The organism is Aeribacillus sp. FSL K6-2833 (genome assembly GCF_037965815.1).
GTDB classification, from domain to species: domain Bacteria; phylum Bacillota; class Bacilli; order Bacillales; family Aeribacillaceae; genus Aeribacillus; species Aeribacillus composti.
In genome coordinates this window covers 3847713-3866850 of record NZ_CP150189.1, presented here as the reverse complement: position 1 = coordinate 3866850, position 19138 = coordinate 3847713, and the positions used below count along the sequence as shown (strand labels likewise).

Below are 19138 nucleotides of genomic sequence, written 5' to 3'. Positions count from 1 at the left end.
ATATAAAATATTTACATATAGGTTCGGCTTTTGAAAGTCGGCGAAAGGGGATTTCTTTTATAAACGTAAAAAAGGAGCGGCAAGGCTCCTTTTTTAAATGAAAGTATAGAAACTGACATTTCTGCCGGTTCCATCGGGATTTGACTGCTGAGAGAATCGGGCCACACTTTTCTTAAATTTGTGCAGCAGTTATTTTTTCTCGATAGGTTTTCGCAGCTTCGACCATGACTTTTAAAGCACTAATCGTTTCATCCACTGATCTTGTTTTTAGTCCGCAGTCAGGGTTAACCCAAAACTGGCGCACGTCAAGCACTGCTAAGGCGCGGTCGATATTTTTTGCCATTTCTTCAACGGATGGAATTCGCGGGCTGTGAATGTCATATACGCCTAAGCCAATCTCTCTTTTATATTGATACGTTTCAAAAGCATGAACAAGCTCTCCATGGCTTCGGGAAGATTCAATAGAAATGACATCCGCATCAAGGTCATCAATTGCCTCCATGATATCCTCAAATTGCGAATAGCACATATGAGTATGGATTTGTGTTTCCGGACGAACAGAGCTGGTGGCGAGCTTGAAGGCTTCAGCAGCTCCTTCGATATATTCTTTTTGTTTTGATTGTTTCAGAGGCAATCCTTCACGTAATGCAGGCTCATCAACTTGAATCATGCCTATTCCATTTTTCTCTAAAGCTAGCACTTCTTCGCGAATGGCAAGGGCGAGCTGGCGAAGAACGCTTATACGGTCGATGTCATTGCGCACAAATGACCAGTTTAGGATCGTGACAGGTCCTGTCAGCATCCCTTTAACAGGCTTGCTTGTCAGTGATTGTGCATATACGCTTTCTTTTACGGTCATCGGCTGATCAAATGCTACATCTCCGTAAATAATCGGCGGTCTCACGCATCGTGACCCGTATGATTGCACCCAGCCGTTATTCGTAACAGCAATTCCATTTAATTTTTCCCCGAAAAATTCGACCATATCGGTCCGTTCAAATTCCCCATGGACGAATACGTCTAAACCGAGCTGCTCTTGAATGTCAATCCATTTTTTTATTTCATTATTGATGACCGATTCATACTGCTCGTTTGAATATTCGCCTTTCCGCCATTTTAAGCGGATTTGCCGGATTTCTTTCGTCTGCGGAAAGCTTCCGATCGTAGTAGTTGGTAAAATCGGCAGATTCCATCTTTTTTTATGCAGTTTTTGCCGTTCGGTATAATCCAAGCGTTTCGTTGGATATGCTCCGATATTTTTGGCGGCCTCTTGAACCTTCTCATTTGTCCGAAAGGAAGAATGGATAAAATCCGTATAAGAGCGGTCATATTGTTTTAAATCATCGATCGTTCTTTTCCCTTTTGCATATTGAGCGAGTTCATTTACTTCATCCAATTTTTCATCAGCAAAGGAAAGAGCATTTTTCAATATGGACGGCAAGCTCTGTTCGTTTTGAACTGTAACAGGTACATGAAGCAAGCTGCATGAAGGCTGAATGATCAATCTATCAATATCTACATATTGCGCAAGATCATCGATTTCCTTAGCTTTTGATACTAAGGATGCTTTCCAAATGTTGCGGCCGTCGATCAAACCAGCTGCGAGAATTTTGTCTTTCGGAAAGCCGAGCGTTTTGATGTTCGACAGATTGACGCCATGATCATGTACAAAGTCCAGGCCAATTGCAGCGACAGGAAGAGACACGATTTCTTGATAATGGGTTATACTTTCAAAGTATGTTTGCAAAATGATATTTAACGAAGGAAGCGCTTTGTGGAAAGCATCGTATACCTCTTTAAACAAAGGAATCGATGAATCATCTAGCTCCTGTACAAGAATCGGCTCATCAATTTGCACCCATTTCGCACCGGCCTGAGCAAGTTCCGTCAACAATTGGACGTAAACAGGAATTAAAGCAGACAAATGTTTATGAAAATCGTGTTGATCGTATTGTTTTGCCAGCTTTAAAAAAGTAATTGGACCTAGCAAAACCGGTTTTGCTTCAATATTCAGCTCGTTTTTCGCTTCCTGAAAAAGTTCAAGCAGACGGTTCTTTACTAACGCCGGCGTTTTATTTTCAAGCTCCGGAACAATATAATGGTAGTTTGTGTTGAACCATTTGGTCATTTCCATTGCTTCTGCTTCATCAGAGCCTCTAGCCATTGCAAAATATGTTTTTAATGAAGTCGGCTCCATATGCTGGAATCTAGAAGGAATATACCCAAACATAAATGCAGTATCGAGGACATGGTCATATAATGAAAAATCTCCGACAGGAATTAGGTCTATTCCTTTTTCCTTCTGTTTTTTCAGATTGAGAAGACGTATATCTTTTAATGTTTCCTCCAAGCTGCTTTCTGAAATGTTTCCGTTCCAAAATGATTCCAGCGCTCTTTTCCATTCTCTTCTTTCACCAATTCTTGGATAGCCAAGATTTGAACTAATTAATGTCAATATTGACACCCCCATTTGATTTGTATCTCAACACATAATAAAAAAACCCTCTTTTTACGCGTAAAAGAGGGAATTGTGGACTCTAACTCGTGTTGAGATACATGTAGGGCTTAAATCTCAACATGGCTTCATCACTCCTCCCTATGACGCGTAGGTGGCAGTGCATACAACAGGCAGGTCTCCTGACTTAGGATCATCGCTTTCGATCCTCCTTCCCATTTCAAACATTGAAACAGTGGATGTTGGCCGAAAGCTCCCCATCACAGTGGCGCGACCGTGTTGGAATTTCACCAATCTTCCCTTTTAAGCGCATATTGCTGATGAAATATGACGCACCTGCTGCTTGGAACACTATATGAAACTATAATTATCAGAATAGATGATTTTTTTTGTTTTTTCAATCCCTATTTTTTAGGTTCAGAAAAGTGCTGCCCTATTTTGGGAAATCAATGGACAGAAGCAGGAATTCACATACAAATTGTGAAATGTTTATAGGGTCGTTTTTAAAATTTAATTTTTCTAATAACGTAAATTTGAAAAATTTTGTTGTTTACAATACAGGAGCGTTGCAGTGAATAGTTTGAGATTCGATGGTAAAATTAGGTGCTTGGAGCCTTCACTGAAAAAGGAGCTATAAAAAACGTATTTTTCAATACGAATCATTTGAAAGAGCAGCATTTTCATGTTAATACTTGGATTGGAAGAAGTGTGATTTTTCAAAAAATAAGTGGGATTATAGAAAGGATGATTATGTTGAACGACATTATCAAAACCATTTTAAATCACCGTTCCGTTCGTCATTTTGAGGATCGGCCTTTGACAGATGAGCAAATCCGATTAATTGTCGAATGCGCCCAAGCCGCTTCAACTTCAAGTTACATGCAAGCCTATTCCATTATCGGGGTGAAAAATATACAAACGAAAAAAAAGCTCGCTGAACTGGCAGGAAACCAAGCTTACGTAGAGAAGAGCGGACATTTATTTATTTTTTGCGCTGATTTGCACCGTCATGAAGTCATTGGTGAAATGGAAGGCAAAAATGTAGAAGATTCATTGAGGAGCACTGAAAAATTTATGGTAGCTCTCATTGATGCTGCACTGGCCGCTCAAAATGCTGCGTTGGCGGCTGAGTCAATGGGACTCGGCATTTGCTACATCGGAGGCATCCGCAATAATTTAGAAGAAGTATCGAGGCTGTTGAAAATTCCAAACAAGGTCATCCCTCTTTTTGCATTAACTGTCGGCTACCCTGCAAAAGAAACGGCGAAAAAACCAAGAATACCTTTTGAGCATATTTATCATGAGGAAGAATATAAGCAAGATCAAGAAGCATATGTGCGCGAGCTTGAACAATATAATGAAATAGTATCCAATTATTATGATCAGCGAACAAACGGGATTCGCAAAGATACTTGGACTGGTCAAATGGCTCGCATGCTTTCGAATCCGACAAGAATGTACATGAAGCAATTTGTTCAGAAAAAAGGATTGAATTTAAACTAAAGCTTCAGCTCCTATCTCGATTTTATGAAGATAGGAGCTTTATTTTTGAACAGAAAATTGTATGTAAGTCATTTATCCGAACTCTTCCTTTCAGCATGAATTTGTTTATTTTTCCCCTGACTCGGCTGCTAACTCATTTTGCTTATTTCCTCACTTGGCAAATTTAGAATGATACATCGGTTCAAGAAATCAGATGAAAACGTCATTTTTCAGCTTCTTCATGTACATCCCTCGAAAATACATTCCCATCAGCTTTTATTTGGAAAATATAGAGAAGATTCCCTGAAAAAACGGAATTTCTCTATATTGTGTCAGATTCGTGGCAAAAATTTTACAAAAAATTTATCGTTTCTTGACTGTTTTTTGAATTAAAGTTTATTTCGATAAAAATGTGATAAAGTTCATTTACAACTCAATTATTTTTTGAATCGATTAAGTCGGTTTTTTATGAAAATTTAAAACATTTCTGATTTGAGAGGGATCGAAAATGCCGGCACAACAACAAAAATGGTTGAACTTGTTTATGAAGGTTTTACCACTGTCATTGCTTTTTTTGTTGACAGGTTGCAGTGAACGCTTTGTTTTATTAAATCCGAAAGGACCTGTTGCAGAGGTTCAAAAGGATTTAATCCTTTGGTCAATTTGGTTTATGCTGTTTATTATTGTTGTCATCTTTGTGCTGTTTGCCATTATTTTATGGAAATACAGGGAGAGACCAGAAAATCTTGATTATGAGCCTCCTGACCAGCACGGAAATACACTTCTGGAAATCATTTGGACAGCTATTCCTGTGTTGATTGTCATTGCATTGGCGATACCAACGATTAAGGCGACTTTTGAGCTTGAAAAACCGCCGAAGGAATCTAGAGGGGTTGAACCAATTGTAATTCATGCGACAGCAGCCGATTGGAAATGGATTTTCAGCTATCCGGAGGAAAATATTGAAACAGTCAATTATGTCAACATTCCAAAAGATGTTCCAGTTGAATTTAAATTGACAGCTGTCGGCGGGATGAGCGCTTTATGGATTCCAGAGCTGGGCGGACAAAAATATAATATGGCTGGAATGGGAATGACTCTTTATTTGCAGGCTGATCATGTCGGTACGTTTAAAGGGCGGAATTCAAATTTTACAGGAGAAGGATTTGCCCATCAAACATTTGATGTGAACGCAATGGAAAAAGAAGATTTTTATAAATGGGTGAAAGAAACACAAGCATCAGCTCCATTGCTGACGAAAAAACAATTTAACGAAATCATCCAAGTCGGAGTTTTAAAAGATAAATTGACTTTTTCTGGAACACATTTGGCGTGGGTTGATTTTGCGAAACCAGGTGAGCATTTAGACAATATCCCTGCAAAAGAAAAGCACGGTACCATAAAATTGGAGGAAGTTGAATCTGATCATCATGATAATCGTGAACATGAAAGCCATCAGCACGAAGGACATTAATCGGAAGGAAGGAGGAACGTGCTGTGAAATGGGATGAATTTTTCGTTACCGGCGAACCCCTTATATATATGGCGGATGCAGCCATTGTATTAACAATTATTGGTATCGTTTTTGTATTAACCTATTTTAAAAAATGGAAATGGCTGTGGAAAGAGTGGCTAACGACTGTTGACCATAAAAAAATAGGGATTATGTATATTATTTCCGCCGTATTAATGCTATTCCGAGGGGGCGTAGACGCACTTTTAATGCGCGCCCAATTGACAGTGCCAAATAATACGTTTTTAGATTCACAGCATTATAATGAAATTTTCACTACACATGGAACCATTATGATTTTATTTATGGCAATGCCGTTCATATTCGGGATCATGAACATTGCAGTTCCTCTCCAAATTGGAGCTAGAGATGTGGCGTTCCCGTATTTGAATGCACTCAGCTTCTGGACGTTTTTCTTTGGCGCCTTGCTGTTCAACATTTCATTTGTGATCGGCGGCTCACCGGATGCAGGGTGGACGGCATACATGCCTCTTGCTGGAAATGAACTCAGCCCGGGGCCGGGCCAAAATTATTATTTATTAGGATTGCAAATTTCAGGGATCGGTTCATTAATCTCCGGTATTAATTTCATTGTAACGATTCTAAAAATGAGAGCTCCTGGAATGACTTTAATGCGCATGCCGATGTTTACATGGGCAACGCTTATTACGTCCATATTGGTTGTTTTCGCTTTTCCGGTATTGACGGTTGCTTTAGCATTAATGACGTTGGACAGAATATTTGGCACTCACTTTTTTACGCTTTCAGGCGATGGAGTGCCAATGCATTGGGCGAACCTGTTCTGGATTTGGGGGCACCCGGAAGTGTATATTGCCATTTTGCCAGCGTTTGGGGTTTTTTCAGAAGTTGTCTCAACTTTTGCAAGAAAACGTCTTTTCGGTTATACAGCCATGGTTTGGTCCATGGTGGCGATTTCTGTATTAAGTATGCTCGTTTGGGTGCACCACTTTTTCACAATGGGTTCAGGAGCCCCGGTTAATGCATTTTTCTCTGTATCGACGATGGCGATAGCCATACCGACAGGGGTAAAAATTTTTAACTGGCTCTTCACTTTATATAAAGGTCGAATCAAATTCACATCTGCGATGCTATGGTCTTTGGCGTTTATTCCAACTTTCGTCATCGGCGGGGTTACAGGTGTGATGCTTTCGATGGCTGCGGCCGATTACCAATATCATAATACGTATTTCCTTGTAGCCCATTTTCATAATACGTTAATTTGCGGTACGGTCTTTGCTGTCTTTGCAGCGCTTCATTATTGGTATCCGAAAATGTTTGGCGTCATTTTAAATGAAAAGCTCGGCAAAATTACGTTCTGGTTTTTCGTCCTTGGCTTTAATGTATGTTTCTTGCCGCAATATGTTTTAGGATTTATGGGCATGCCAAGAAGAATTTACACATATCCGGCAGATGCCGGCTGGACGGAATTAAACGTCATTTCGACTATTGGCGCAGTTATGATGGGAATCGGCTTTATCTTCCTGTGTATTAATGTTGTGTACACGTACTTTAAAGGCGAGCGTGACCTCACGGGAGATCCTTGGGATGGCCGGACGCTGGAATGGTCTATTCCGTCGCCTGCACCGCATTACAACTTTGCCGTAACACCGCAGGTAAAAGGTCTTGACGCTTGGTGGATGATGAAGAAGGAACGGAAAGAAGGAAAAGAAGAAGAGGAGCCGGAATATAAACCAATCCATATGCCATCAAATTCGGGGCGGCCTTTCATCATGTCGATCTTCTTCTTTATAGCCGGCTTCGGTTTAGTTTTCGAATGGATGCCGGTTGCGATCATCGGATTGATCGGCGTTATCATCTGCATGATTTTGCGCTCTTTTGAATATGATGATGGATACTATGTGCCGGTCGAAGAAATTAAACAGACGGAAGCAGGGAGGGAGTAACATGTCGGAAATTGCTCCAAAACAATCGAATCTTCCACTTGAGTATTCAACGAAACAAAATCAATTAAATATTTTAGGTTTTTGGATTTTTCTCGGGGCAGAGCTTGCCCTGTTTGCCACCCTCTTTGCTACTTATCTTGTTCTCGTCTCCAGAACAGCGGGCGGACCAGGTCCAGAGGAATTGTATGAATTGAAAACAGTTTTGATTGAAACTTTTCTTCTGCTTACAAGCAGCTTCACTTGCGGTCTTGCCGTTTATGAAATGCGAAGAGGCAAGCAAGCCGGTATGATCGGCTGGCTGATTGTTACGATATTGTTGGGAATCGGTTTTTTGTACTTTGAAATAGAAGAGTTCATTTTGTATGCTGTTCATGAAGGTGCAACAATGCAAACAAGCGCGTTCCTTTCATCCTTCTTCGCTCTTGTTGGAACGCACGGGCTTCATGTTACGATCGGGATATTTTGGATTTTGATTATCATTTTGCAGGTGCTGAAAAGAGGCCTTAACGCGGATACGGCAAGAAAAGTGTTTATTTCAAGTCTATATTGGCATTTCCTTGATGTCGTTTGGATTTTCCTCTTCACACTCGTCTATTTGACAGGGATGGTGAGTTAACTTGGCACAAAACGAAAAAGGATTTCCTTGGAAGCATGTCTTCGGGTTTTTGTTGTCCATAATATTGACGTTATTGGCGGTGTGGATTACATTTTCAACCGATCTGCCGACAAATACGGTTATTACATTAATTGTCGTTTTAGCATTTTGCCAAGCGTTTATTCAGCTTTTGCTGTTCATGCATATGAAAGAAGGAGAGAGCGGTTCTTGGCAGGCAACAATGATTTATTACGGGATCTATATCGCAATTGTCATTGTTGCAGGGTCTATATGGGTTATGTCCTTAGGCCATCAACATCACTATTAACATAAGCGTCCCGAAAAAAGGTTACGAAACCTCTTTTCGGGATTTTTTTGTTCAAAACAAGCAATTGAGTGTTTTCCGTTTGTAAACTGTGCATAAGTGGATAAGTTTATCAACAAATGTGAATTATTTAATCATATATGTAGTAGGGAACAAATGTGCCAATACGAAATGTGGATAGTTAATGTGGATATGTGGATAAAATATGTGTAAAAGCTGTTTATATTAGGGGGATTTCCTGTGAATATACGTTGATATATACAAAGAAGCTTTGCGGAAATTCTCTTCTTTTAAAAAACAAATTTTGATACTTTGTTGTTTTTGCCCAATGAGTACGAACGAAACAGTACAAAGATAATGTGGATAAACTGTTTATATTTAACCTGATCTATAACGTGTCCAGCTATAGGAGGTAGATTTTTTTTGGAGAAGACGTATAATAAATGAGAACGTTCGATCTTCTTGCCCGCACGTGCTTTCAAGGAGGTAAAGGGATGTGAATGTTAATAAAGAAAATAATATTGTGGAATTATTGCTGAAAGAGAAGATTGTAAATGATGAGGATCGCCAAATTCTTGATATGATTGTGCCGGAAAGGCTGAATCGTTTATATGAGGTATTGAAGGAACGGACTCGTTACGTATCCATATTGTTGGAAGCGGTGGATGACGGCCATAATCAAGCGGCTGTTCTTCGTTCTGCCGAAGCTTTTGGCGTGCAGAATGTAACGGTTGTCACCGGAAGAGCGCCTTTTGCCCCTAATGAATTGGTGACGAAAAGTGCAGACAAATGGCTGACAATTGATTATCAATCAGATATTAGTGCAGCCATCAGTCAATTAAAAAAGAAAGGATATCAAATATATGTTAGCCATTTGAGTGAACAGGCTGTTCCTCTTGAAAAGCTTGATGTAAGCAGACCGACTGTCCTTGTTTTTGGAAATGAACATAGCGGTGTTTCAAAAGAGGCGGTTGACATGGCTGACAGAACGTTTGTAATTCCTATGAAAGGATTTGTGCAAAGCTTAAACATTTCCGTTGCTGCTGCCTTGTCAATTAAACATATAACGGATCTTGCAAAGGGGAGAGCTGGCGCCGAGTATTATTTAACATTGGAAGAAAAACAGGAGATCTTTCGGGATTGGATGCTTAAATCGTTAAATAACCGGTTGAGAAAAATTGTTGCTCAATACAAGTAGCTATTACTGGACCCCTTTTTTCTTCTTAGGGGTCCTAATTCTTAATCGCTGCCAGTGACTATTAAATCTTCATCAATATATGCTAAGACTGCTCCAGGAATAACCCGATCTCCCTCTTTGACGAACAGCTTGTCAATGATTCCTCCAATACCGACGCTGATTTGGACAAGAGTACCCTCATCCGTTTGAATGGTAAACAACGGTTCCCATTCATAAATCCGGTTTTTTGCTTCGGTCATAATTTTTTTTATGACACCATAAAACGGACTTGTCACAATTTCTTTATTTCCCCATGTTTTTGTCATCACGTCTTTTCTAATCATCCCATCACTCTCCTTGAACTTAAGATTTTTTGCATAGGGCATAATCCGGGACAAAAGCGAAATGGGTGTTATGAAGAGGAGATTTGGCCAAAACTTCTCATCATGAGGTGCAGGCTGGAAACAATGGTGTGTTGTAAGATGCGTTAATTAAAAATTTTTTTATATTCTAAATACTATTCTATTCCAAAACGAAATATCCTGCAAAAGAAAAATAAAATTGTAAAAAAAATGTTATAAATTAATGTAAGTGATTATTATTTAGTATAAATCTAAAAAAACGGGGATGGTTATGCATGCTTGATTATGTTCGTTATTATGTTCACCGCTTTTTTTATAAAATATTTCATTTTCAAAAAGAGCCTAACAAAACAATTGCCGTCGCACACCGGGGAGCATCTGGATATGCTCCGGAAAACACATTTGCAGCCTTTGATCTCGCTATTGACATGAAGGCGGATTATTTAGAATTGGATGTACGGATGACGAAAGACGGGTTGCTCGCCGTTATTCATGATGAAACGATTGATCGTACAACAAACGGGTCAGGTTTAGTTAAAAATTTCACATATGAAGAACTAAAACAATTTGATGCTGGAGCCTGGTTTCATCGAAAATTTTCCGGAGAAAAAATACCCCTTTTATGCGATGTCCTTAAGAAATACAGGGGGAAGATCAATTTTTTAATAGAAGTTAAAGAACCGAAAAAGCAGTTCGGCATTGTAGAGAGGTTGGCAAAAGAACTGATCGAAAAAGGGGATCAGCAACTGAATGTGGTCGTTCAATCCTTTGATACCGCTTTTTTACAGGAATTCCACAGTGTCTTGCCGTCGATTTCTCTTGGAGTGCTCATCGGATATAGACATGGCGCTATTACGGAGGAGCATTTACAACAATATGCAGCATTTGCGACATATATCAATCCGAATAAAGCGCTTGTAACCCCTAAATTAGTTTATATGATTCATCAGAGCGGCATGAAAATTATGCCTTATACAGCTAGAGATATACACGATATTCAACATTTGATGGCCATGAATGTCGATGGAATTATTACGGATTATCCCGATTATTTGACAAATTTGCCAAAATAACCCTCTTATAGTAAAAGAAGCAGGATTAGGTAATTTCGGCTTTTAAAATGGACACTAATTTTGGCAAATATTGAATGACGGTATAGAAAGGAGTACAATACGGTTAGTGCTTTCATAATATAATGGAGATTCGTCCTTGAGATTTGTTTCAACGATTAAGCCCGTTAGATAGATCTGATAGATTGCAAGGAAGCTTGAAGGGGATGCCCGCTCTGAAAGGTTTCAAATTTTTGCTGAACAGGCTTCATCCATCTATCATCGCCGCTAGACACAAATGGGCCTCTTGGACATTTCAACATTCCGTATGGAACAGACAGCGATTAAATATTATGGGGGTTTCATGATGATGAAAATGTATAATGATGATAGTTTGACGCTCCATACCGATTTATACCAAATCAACATGGTCGAATCGTATTGGAGGGATGACATCCACCAAAAAAAGGCAGTTTTTGAGTTGTTTTTTAGAAGACTTCCTTTTGGGAGCGGTTACGCTGTTTTTGCCGGCCTGGAACGAATTATTGATTATATACAAAATTTCCGCTTCACAGAAGAGGACCTTGCTTATTTAAGGGAAGAGCTGAATTACAAAGAAGATTTTATCCGTTACTTGGAGAACCTTCGTTTTACCGGCACGATTCGGTCCATGAAAGAAGGAGAGCTTGTATTTGGAAATGAACCAATTTTGCGTGTGGAAGCCCCTCTAGGGGAAGCGCAGCTTATTGAAACAGCTCTTTTAAATATTGTGAACTATCAAACGCTTATCGCAACAAAGGCTTCAAGAATTAAACAAATTATTGGAAATGAATCAGCGCTTGAATTTGGAACAAGAAGAGCCCATGAGATGGATGCAGCTATTTGGGGAACCCGTGCAGCTTATATTGCCGGCTTCGATGGGACAAGCAATGTCCGAGCAGGGAAGATTTTCGGAATTCCTGTTTCCGGAACCCACGCACATGCATTTGTTCAAACGTATCGTGATGAATATGTTGCATTTTGTAAATATGCAAGTACTCATAAAGACTGCGTTTTTTTGGTGGATACATATGATACGCTTCGCTCCGGTGTTCCGAATGCCATTCGGGTCGCAAAAGAATTTGGCGATAAAATTAATTTTATCGGTATTCGCCTTGACAGCGGGGATTTGGCTTATCTGTCCAAAAAAGCGAGAAAAATGCTTGATGATGCTGGTTTCCATAACGCAAAAATTATAGCTTCGAGCGATCTTGATGAACATACGATTGTCAATTTAAAAGCTGAAGGAGCGAAAATCGATGTGTGGGGGATTGGAACGAAGCTAATTACCGCCTACGACCAGCCTGCATTGGGAGCTGTGTACAAATTGGTTGCCATTGAAGGGGACGACGGCAAATTAGTCGATACAATAAAAATTTCATCAAATCCGGAAAAAGTGACAACACCAGGCTTGAAAAATGTATATCGAATTATCAACAACAAGGATAAGAGGGCTGAAGGAGATTATATTACATTACATTTTGAACAGCCGCAAAAAGAAAAGCGGCTGAAAATGTTCCATCCTGTCCATACATTTATCAAAAAATATGTAACCGATTTTACGGCAAAGGATTTGCATCACGATATTTTTGTTGATGGCGAGCTTACGTATGAATGTCCTTCATTGGAAGAAATCCGGTCATATGTAAAAGAAAATTTGGAGCTGTTATGGGATGAATATAAACGCATTTTAAATCCTGCCGAATACCCTGTTGATCTGAGCGAATTGTGCTGGGAAAATAAAATGAGAAATATTGAGGAAGTAAAGCAAAAAGTTAAAAATATGGATTATTAACATGAAAAGAGCCGAACGAACAGCCACAATGGTCGTGAGCTAATCGATTCGGCTCTATTATTTATTCGTATAATCTTAATGCGGCATGACAAGTTGGGCCGACATATTGATTTAAAGGAAAGGAATGGCGGATGGCTGCTGTAATAAACTTTTTGGCGGAATAAACGGCTTCTTTAACCGTTTTGCCATTTGCTAGTTCAGCTGTAATCGCGCTTGAATATGTGCACCCAGCACCATGTGTATAGGTTGTGTCGATTCGTTCGCCTTCTAGGATTTCAAAATCCTTTCCGTCATATAAAACATCAACAGCATATTTATGTTCAAGCTTTCCGCCGCCTTTCACCAAAACATATTTTGCACCAAGATCATGAATAATGGCAGCTGCTTCTTTCATTTGATCGACCGTTTGAATAGGACCTAACCCGCTCAATTGCCCTGCTTCAAAGAGATTTGGAGTAATAACCGTCGCGACTTTTGTCAGAGAATTGCGAATCGCTTCCGCATGGTCGGGATAAAGCACTTCATCTGCCCCTTTGCATACCATGACAGGGTCGATGACCGTGTTTTTTAAATTATATTTTTTAATTGTATCTGCTGCCAGCTCGACAATTTCTGCTGTCGGGAGCATTCCGGTTTTCATGGCATCTACACCGACTCCCTCTATAATCGTTGCGAGCTGGGCCTTTATGGTATCGATTTCAATAGGGAATACTTGATGCTGCCATCCGTTATGAGGATCCATTGCTACAATTGTAGTGACCGCAGTCATTCCATAAACTCCGTATTCTTGGAACGTTTTTAAGTCCGCTTGTAAACCTGCTCCACCGCTGGAATCAGAACCTGCGATCGTCAATGCTTTTTTCATTGTCATTTTGTTACCTCCATCCAGCTGTAAAGATTTTATAACAACATTATAGCAGTTTGTACCATAAGAAGAGAAAAACATTTGCTTAAAAACAAAAAAAGGATTAAAATATAATTAACCATCGGTTAATAAATAAGAATGCAGCTAAATGCCAACACGCCAAAATAGAGGCACGCTTGTTGTTGTTAAGAAAGGAATGGAACAATTGGCTCCTAGAAAAAAAGACACTGAATTAACGAAAGAAGCAATTATGAATGCTGCTAGAGAGCTTTTTGTCATAAAAGGATATGAACATGTTTCCATGCGGGAAATCGCCAAAGAATTGCACTGCACACATGGAGCACTTTATTATCATTTTCAAAATAAAGCAGAGCTTTTTTATAAAATTGTGCAGACGGATTTTCAATTTTTAGACGGGCTGCTAGAAAAAGTGCTGCAAGCCTCGTATTCTTCTAAAGAAGAAGCTGTAAAAACGATCTTGTTAAAGTTTATTGAATTCGGGCTGACATATAAAAGTCATTATAAGCTGATGTTTTTAACACAAAATCTCGAGCTTGATATGCTGATGGAGCAAGAGCCGAATAAGTCATATGAACGTTTTGCGCAGGCTATTTTTCAGTTTGCTCCCGATAAAGCAAACCCAACAGTCATTTGGTGTTTGTTTCTTGCAGTAAGCGGTTTTGTAACGAAATATGTACAGACCGATGCTGAGTATAAAGATATGGAAGGACTTGCTGAGCAATATGTTGCTTTTTTAATCAAAGGATTTTTAAGTTAAAAAAAGTAATAAGCACTTAAGCTTATTTACTTTTTTGCATATTATTGACCAATGGTTAATTTTAAGATCGGAGGTAAAAAGGATGAAAAAAGCGGTTATTTTAGGTGCATCAGGCGGAATGGGCTACAATTTAGTTCATGAATTGCTGAATAGAGAGAATATTGAGGTTGTCGCCGTAGCCCGCAATACAGAAAAAATGAAAAAAATGTTTCACCGTTTGAACGATCGCGTCAGCATTGTCGCTGGAGATGCCCTCCATCGATCCAGCATCTTGCAAGCATGCGAAGGTGCGGAATGGATTTTCCATGCCATTAACATACCGTATCCGCAGTGGGAGAGAGATCTACTGATCATCATGGAAAATGTGCTGGCGGCAGCAAAAAAAGAAAAAGCTAAGCTTGTTGTCGTTGATAATATTTATGCATATGGACGGTCAAATGGAAAAACAATGTCCGAGACTGATCCGAAAAATCCTCATACTAAAAAAGGAAAAATACGATTGCGGCTTGCTGAAATGGTGGAAAAAAGCGGAGTAGACTACTTGATCGCTCACTTCCCCGATTTTTACGGTCCATGTGGGAAAAAAACATTGTTGCATCATACGTTAAAAAAAGTTGTCCAAAATAAACGATCTCAATTTATCGGGGATTTAAATATACCGAGGGAATATATTTTTTTGCCGGACGGTGCCAAAGCTTTAGTTGAACTTGCATTAAGGGACGATACCTATCATGAGCACTGGAATATACCGGGGGCGGGAGTTATTTCCGGACGGGAAATTATTCAAATCTTGAGGGAAAAGCTTCAATATGAAAAGAAAGTAAGTGTTGTCACGAAATCGATGATTTATTTTTTAGGGTTATTCAGCCCGATGATGAAGGAAATGGTTGAAATGATGTACTTAGTCGAAGAGCCTGTCGTATTATCGGGTGAAAAATTTGAAAAAAGAATCGGGCCGCTGCCAAAAACTCCTTACGAACAAGGCATCATCGCAACTGTTGATTTTATGAAACATCAAGAAGAAGCGTGATCACCCCGATGTTGCAACTGGCTTCGCATGAAACGGAGAGACTAAATGCTCAATACTTTCCCGATTTCGTCTAATTCAGCAAACCTTTTGAGTGGAACGGAGTAATTCAGCTGCTTGCTCCGTCTCCGCCCCATGGTTTATTGTTTAGCAAAAGCTCCCTGCGGTGAATACATATTTTCGGGTGATTTCGTTAACTGTTCCCTTTCAAACAGCACTCTTCCATTCCGAATAGTGACAGGAACCCCTTGTTCAGTATAATATCCGTGCTCTTTTGCAATAACGTCAAAGCTTTTATTGGATTTTAGAATAATGACTGGCGTATGCAGCTCAACTTTTTCAAAGAGCCAGCGAATTTCGGCGTTATGCATGCGGACACATCCGCTGCTTGCATACGTTCCAATCGATCTTGGATTATTATTGCCGTGAATGGCAAAATTATTTCCATAATATCCTAAAGCATCAAGACCAAGCCAGCGATCACCCAATGGATTTCTCGGGTCTCCTCCTGGAATCTTTTCTTTAAAATAAGGGCGGTTTTTAATTTTTGTGACAATGGGGAAAATGCCTTCTGGAGTTAGCTGAGCATATTTTCCTGTTGCGACATGAAATACTCTTTGAAGAATTCCGTCTTCAAAAAATGCCAGTTTATTTACGCTCTTGTTTATTATGATCAGCTGACCATCAATCTTTTGTTCAGCTGCAACTGGTGATGAAAGAATAAAAAAGAAACAAGAAATAAATGCGATACCTATATAGATTTTCTTTATGCTCATATGTTTTTAAACCTGTCCTTTCTGTCCATTCTCTTTATAAAATTATGTGCTTATGCAAAGAACTATTCAAAAAAAGCTGCAATTACGAAAAAATTTGTAATCAAAAAGAAACATAAATAATTTTTTTGTGAACTTGAATAAAGGAGTAAGCAAAAAAATTATTTCCGTCTTGTGTATCGACATCAAGCTCGAAACCTCTTCTAGCAAATGATTGGGATGAGGTGTGCCTCAGGATCATGACCCTCGCCTAAAATGCCTTCCTTATGGGCGTCTGCCACATTAAAGCATCGAGGGGGGCAGCACCTTTGATGTCGTAGGCCTTGTCCGTCTGTTTCAGCATTTTTTCAATGACGAGCTTTGTCTCATTTGGCTATTCGGTAATTGTTAAAAATGAATGGATATTCCGTTTACCTGCGAGTTTCTAACAGACGAAAATCAATAGAATCGTCAGAACATTTGCGTTATCTTGGAGCATTACGGCTTGTTTAAACGTGATAAAAATGCATCAAATGTTTTTCGTACATTTAGGGCACCAAGCTTCTCACTTTATAATGGGAACGGCAAAAAAGTTGATATTTCAGTCTTTACTGCGATTTTTGCCCTCTTGCTTCTGTCGAAAGCCTTAATGTTTCATGTGGAACATTTTGCAAAATATTAGCGACAGCTGTCACCCTTTGACAAAAAAAGCCGAATCATCATAACATTAAAAATAGTGATAGATCAGTAGAAGCTAAGAGGGTGGCAAACGTTGAAGCAGATTTTAAAAAATGATTGGTGGGGACTGTTGAAAGAAGAGTTTGAAAAGCCATACTACAAAGAGCTGCGGGAATTTTTGAAGCAGGAATATGCCCATCATACGATTTATCCGGATATGTACGACATTTTTAATGCTTTGCATTACACGCCTTATGAAGAAGTAAAGGTTGTCATTTTAGGCCAAGATCCGTATCATGGACCAAATCAAGCACATGGATTAAGCTTTTCCGTAAAGCCGGGGATTGCTCAGCCGCCGTCTCTGAAAAATATTTTCATCGAGCTTGAGAACGATCTCGGCTGCAAGCCTCCAAACCACGGTCATCTTGTCAAATGGGCGAAGCAAGGTGTTCTATTATTGAACACTGTGCTGACGGTAAGGCAGGGACTAGCCAATTCTCATAAAGGAAAAGGATGGGAACAATTTACCGATCGAGTGATTAGCTGTTTAAACGAGCGAGAGCGTCCAGTCGTCTTTATTTTATGGGGAAGGCATGCACAGGCGAAAAAAGAAATGATTAACATGAATAAGCATTTTGTCATTGAGTCGCCGCATCCATCGCCATTTTCGGCAAACAGAGGCTTTTTTGGCAGCAGGCCTTTTTCTAAAGCAAATCAATTTTTAAAGTCCATCGGATCAGAAGAAATTGACTGGTGCATCAGCGATAATGACATTTAATTGCTGCCTGCCGTTTGCGTGATAAGTGGAAACGTGAAAAAGAGACTATCCAAAAATAAAACGGATGAAGAAACATCATAAAGTTTTTCTTCATCCGTCTTTTTATTTTTTTGGAGATTCTGTTGAAAGTGAATGACTTTCCGGACGCTTTCAATAGATTGTGTTCCATGGCCACAATTCCAACTCCGTTTGGACTTTCGAAAGCCCTCGAAAAGAAAATCTGCGGAACGACCGATTGCCTTTGATATGACGGGGCGCACTTTCTGCCTCGGTTTTTCTTCAAGAATAGATTTGTGCACCCTCGTCATTGCATTGGAATCTGTCATATTTGCTCATAAAAGGATTTTTTAGGAAATATTGAAACAATATAGACTTGTAAAACGTCTTTCAAATAGAAAGGAGGTTCGAAGCAAATGACCAATATCTCAAGACTACAAAAGCATCGCTTTGTTCTTTGCGGAGTAGAGGATTTGACAAAGTACGATCATTCCTAACAATTTTATTTATTACAAGGAGGAAAAATATGTTAAAAAAAGGTATCTTAATCTTAAGTTCTTCAGCAATACTATTAACAACATTCGTAGGATTTGAAGGTAATAAAACAAGTGCTGCGACAAATGAACCAACTACTGTATTACCAACTGAAAATGATTATGATGCTTTAAATAATGAGAAAAAAGAGTTAGTTCTCGACTATAATAGTTTTGCTAAAAATTATCAATTAGATAGACCAGGTTCTATTACAGTAACTGACCCAGTTAGACCTGGCGGCGTTCAAACAAACTCTGTTCCTAGCTATGCAGTTAAAAAAGCTTTAAAATGGGCGATTAATAACACTACTACCATAACTAATTTTGTAGGTAAAACTTTAGGGAAAGACGCAGCTGTTAAAGTAGGAAATTTAATGCATACTTACGTTAAACCTGCTTTAAGAAAATTAGAAAGTGTGGAAAATTTAACCTATGGTAAGATAGAAGATGCTGTTTATCAAGCATTAAAAAAACCTCTAGGAAAAACCACAGCTAGAATTGTAGCCTCCGTAATTAGAGAAGCTATTGAATTTTTGGCTCCAGTGTAAGACACATAGGTAGGGAGGGGAAGTATGAATGAAAGAATTAGAGGATAGAATTAAACATATTGAAGAAGAAATTGAACAAATTAACAGACTTGATAAAGAAACATATCAATTAACACAAAAACTGGGTAAAGTAATGAAACTATTGGTTGAACTTGTTGAAACAAACAAACATATTGATAAAAATGATATAGACTATGTTCTTTTAAAATTAAATATTGATGCAACTAAGTATCATAAATTAACCTTATTAGTCAGTAAAACAGAAAGAATGTATAGAAAAACTGGTGAATTTCCAAATCTTCAGGAGTTTCATCAGTATGTCATTGAAACACTTTCTCTCACTGATGAAGACAAACAAAGTTTTCCAATTGAAGTTACTGAAAACCTATTAAAAAAATTTGCAAAAGATGAAGATAACCTTTTTCCAGTATGCAAAAAGATTCTTTCAACAAAATAATAAAAGAG

The 19138-nt window shown here is 38.9% G+C and carries 17 protein-coding genes and 1 riboswitch; of the genes, 13 read left to right on the top strand and 4 right to left on the bottom strand.

What is annotated here, in order from left to right; all coding sequences use genetic code 11:
• Positions 1-172: 172 nt before the first annotated feature.
• A complete protein-coding gene (gene metE, locus NSQ94_RS18540) occupies positions 173-2470 on the bottom strand; it encodes a 5-methyltetrahydropteroyltriglutamate--homocysteine S-methyltransferase (protein ID WP_327848488.1) in 2298 nt (765 codons plus the stop codon).
• A 139-nt stretch (positions 2471-2609) separates the two neighbouring features.
• Positions 2610-2810, bottom strand: a riboswitch (cobalamin riboswitch).
• A gap of 398 nt (positions 2811-3208) precedes the next feature.
• On the opposite strand from metE, the gene nfsA reads away from it, so the two are divergent.
• From nfsA to NSQ94_RS18510, 6 genes are all read left to right on the top strand, one after another.
• A complete protein-coding gene (gene nfsA / locus NSQ94_RS18535; RefSeq protein WP_094246395.1) occupies positions 3209-3958 on the top strand; it encodes an oxygen-insensitive NADPH nitroreductase in 750 nt (249 codons plus the stop codon).
• A gap of 487 nt (positions 3959-4445) precedes the next feature.
• Complete coding sequence (gene qoxA / locus NSQ94_RS18530) at positions 4446-5411, top strand: cytochrome aa3 quinol oxidase subunit II (protein WP_277986807.1); 966 nt, start codon at positions 4446-4448, stop codon at positions 5409-5411.
• A 68-nt stretch (positions 5412-5479) separates the two neighbouring features.
• Positions 5480-7375 carry a cytochrome aa3 quinol oxidase subunit I gene (gene qoxB / locus NSQ94_RS18525; RefSeq protein WP_232515722.1) on the top strand — a complete coding sequence of 632 codons (1896 nt, stop codon included), beginning with the start codon at positions 5480-5482 and terminating at the stop codon, positions 7373-7375.
• 1 nt (position 7376) lies between these two features.
• On the top strand, positions 7377-7991 hold the full coding sequence (qoxC, locus tag NSQ94_RS18520; protein WP_063389078.1) for a cytochrome aa3 quinol oxidase subunit III: 615 nt from the start codon (positions 7377-7379) through the stop codon (positions 7989-7991).
• A gap of 1 nt (position 7992) precedes the next feature.
• Positions 7993-8298 (top strand): cytochrome aa3 quinol oxidase subunit IV, encoded by a 306-nt coding sequence (gene qoxD, locus NSQ94_RS18515; protein WP_066251377.1) that lies wholly within the window; start codon positions 7993-7995, stop codon positions 8296-8298.
• Positions 8299-8791: 493 nt separating this feature from the next.
• Positions 8792-9493, top strand: coding sequence for an RNA methyltransferase (locus tag NSQ94_RS18510; RefSeq protein WP_327856162.1), 702 nt, complete (start codon positions 8792-8794; stop codon positions 9491-9493).
• Between the two features lie 41 nt (positions 9494-9534).
• Here NSQ94_RS18510 and NSQ94_RS18505 read toward each other — a convergent pair whose 3' ends face one another.
• Positions 9535-9816 carry a biotin/lipoyl-binding protein gene (locus NSQ94_RS18505; protein ID WP_235600486.1) on the bottom strand — a complete coding sequence of 94 codons (282 nt, stop codon included), beginning with the start codon at positions 9814-9816 and terminating at the stop codon, positions 9535-9537.
• Between the two features lie 293 nt (positions 9817-10109).
• Between NSQ94_RS18505 and NSQ94_RS18500 the strand changes: the two genes are divergently transcribed.
• Both NSQ94_RS18500 and NSQ94_RS18495 read left to right on the top strand, forming a co-directional pair.
• A complete protein-coding gene (locus NSQ94_RS18500; RefSeq protein ID WP_242009305.1) occupies positions 10110-10907 on the top strand; it encodes a glycerophosphodiester phosphodiesterase family protein in 798 nt (265 codons plus the stop codon).
• A 343-nt stretch (positions 10908-11250) separates the two neighbouring features.
• Entirely contained in the window at positions 11251-12717 is a 1467-nt protein-coding gene (locus NSQ94_RS18495) for a nicotinate phosphoribosyltransferase (protein WP_144597608.1), read from the top strand.
• 61 nt (positions 12718-12778) lie between these two features.
• Here the strand turns inward: NSQ94_RS18495 and NSQ94_RS18490 are convergent, their stop codons facing one another.
• Positions 12779-13588: a bifunctional hydroxymethylpyrimidine kinase/phosphomethylpyrimidine kinase gene (locus tag NSQ94_RS18490; protein WP_311066671.1), complete on the bottom strand. Its 810-nt coding sequence runs from the start codon at positions 13586-13588 to the stop codon at positions 12779-12781.
• Between the two features lie 142 nt (positions 13589-13730).
• On the opposite strand from NSQ94_RS18490, the gene NSQ94_RS18485 reads away from it, so the two are divergent.
• Both NSQ94_RS18485 and NSQ94_RS18480 read left to right on the top strand, forming a co-directional pair.
• On the top strand, positions 13731-14360 hold the full coding sequence (locus NSQ94_RS18485; protein ID WP_311066670.1) for a TetR/AcrR family transcriptional regulator: 630 nt from the start codon (positions 13731-13733) through the stop codon (positions 14358-14360).
• A gap of 82 nt (positions 14361-14442) precedes the next feature.
• Complete coding sequence (locus tag NSQ94_RS18480) at positions 14443-15390, top strand: SDR family NAD(P)-dependent oxidoreductase (protein ID WP_311066669.1); 948 nt, start codon at positions 14443-14445, stop codon at positions 15388-15390.
• Positions 15391-15527: 137 nt separating this feature from the next.
• Here the strand turns inward: NSQ94_RS18480 and NSQ94_RS18475 are convergent, their stop codons facing one another.
• The gene (locus NSQ94_RS18475; protein WP_063389070.1) at positions 15528-16163 is read right to left on the bottom strand and encodes a L,D-transpeptidase; all 636 of its coding nucleotides are present in this window, start codon (positions 16161-16163) and stop codon (positions 15528-15530) included.
• A 748-nt stretch (positions 16164-16911) separates the two neighbouring features.
• On the opposite strand from NSQ94_RS18475, the gene NSQ94_RS18470 reads away from it, so the two are divergent.
• The 3 genes from NSQ94_RS18470 (at position 16912) to NSQ94_RS18460 (ending at position 19130) form a co-directional block, all read left to right on the top strand.
• Entirely contained in the window at positions 16912-17595 is a 684-nt protein-coding gene (locus NSQ94_RS18470) for a uracil-DNA glycosylase (RefSeq protein ID WP_063389069.1), read from the top strand.
• Positions 17596-18118: 523 nt separating this feature from the next.
• A complete protein-coding gene (locus NSQ94_RS18465; protein ID WP_311066668.1) occupies positions 18119-18673 on the top strand; it encodes a hypothetical protein in 555 nt (184 codons plus the stop codon).
• Positions 18674-18701: 28 nt separating this feature from the next.
• A complete protein-coding gene (locus tag NSQ94_RS18460; protein ID WP_063389066.1) occupies positions 18702-19130 on the top strand; it encodes a hypothetical protein in 429 nt (142 codons plus the stop codon).
• The last annotated feature ends 8 nt before the right edge of the window (positions 19131-19138 follow it).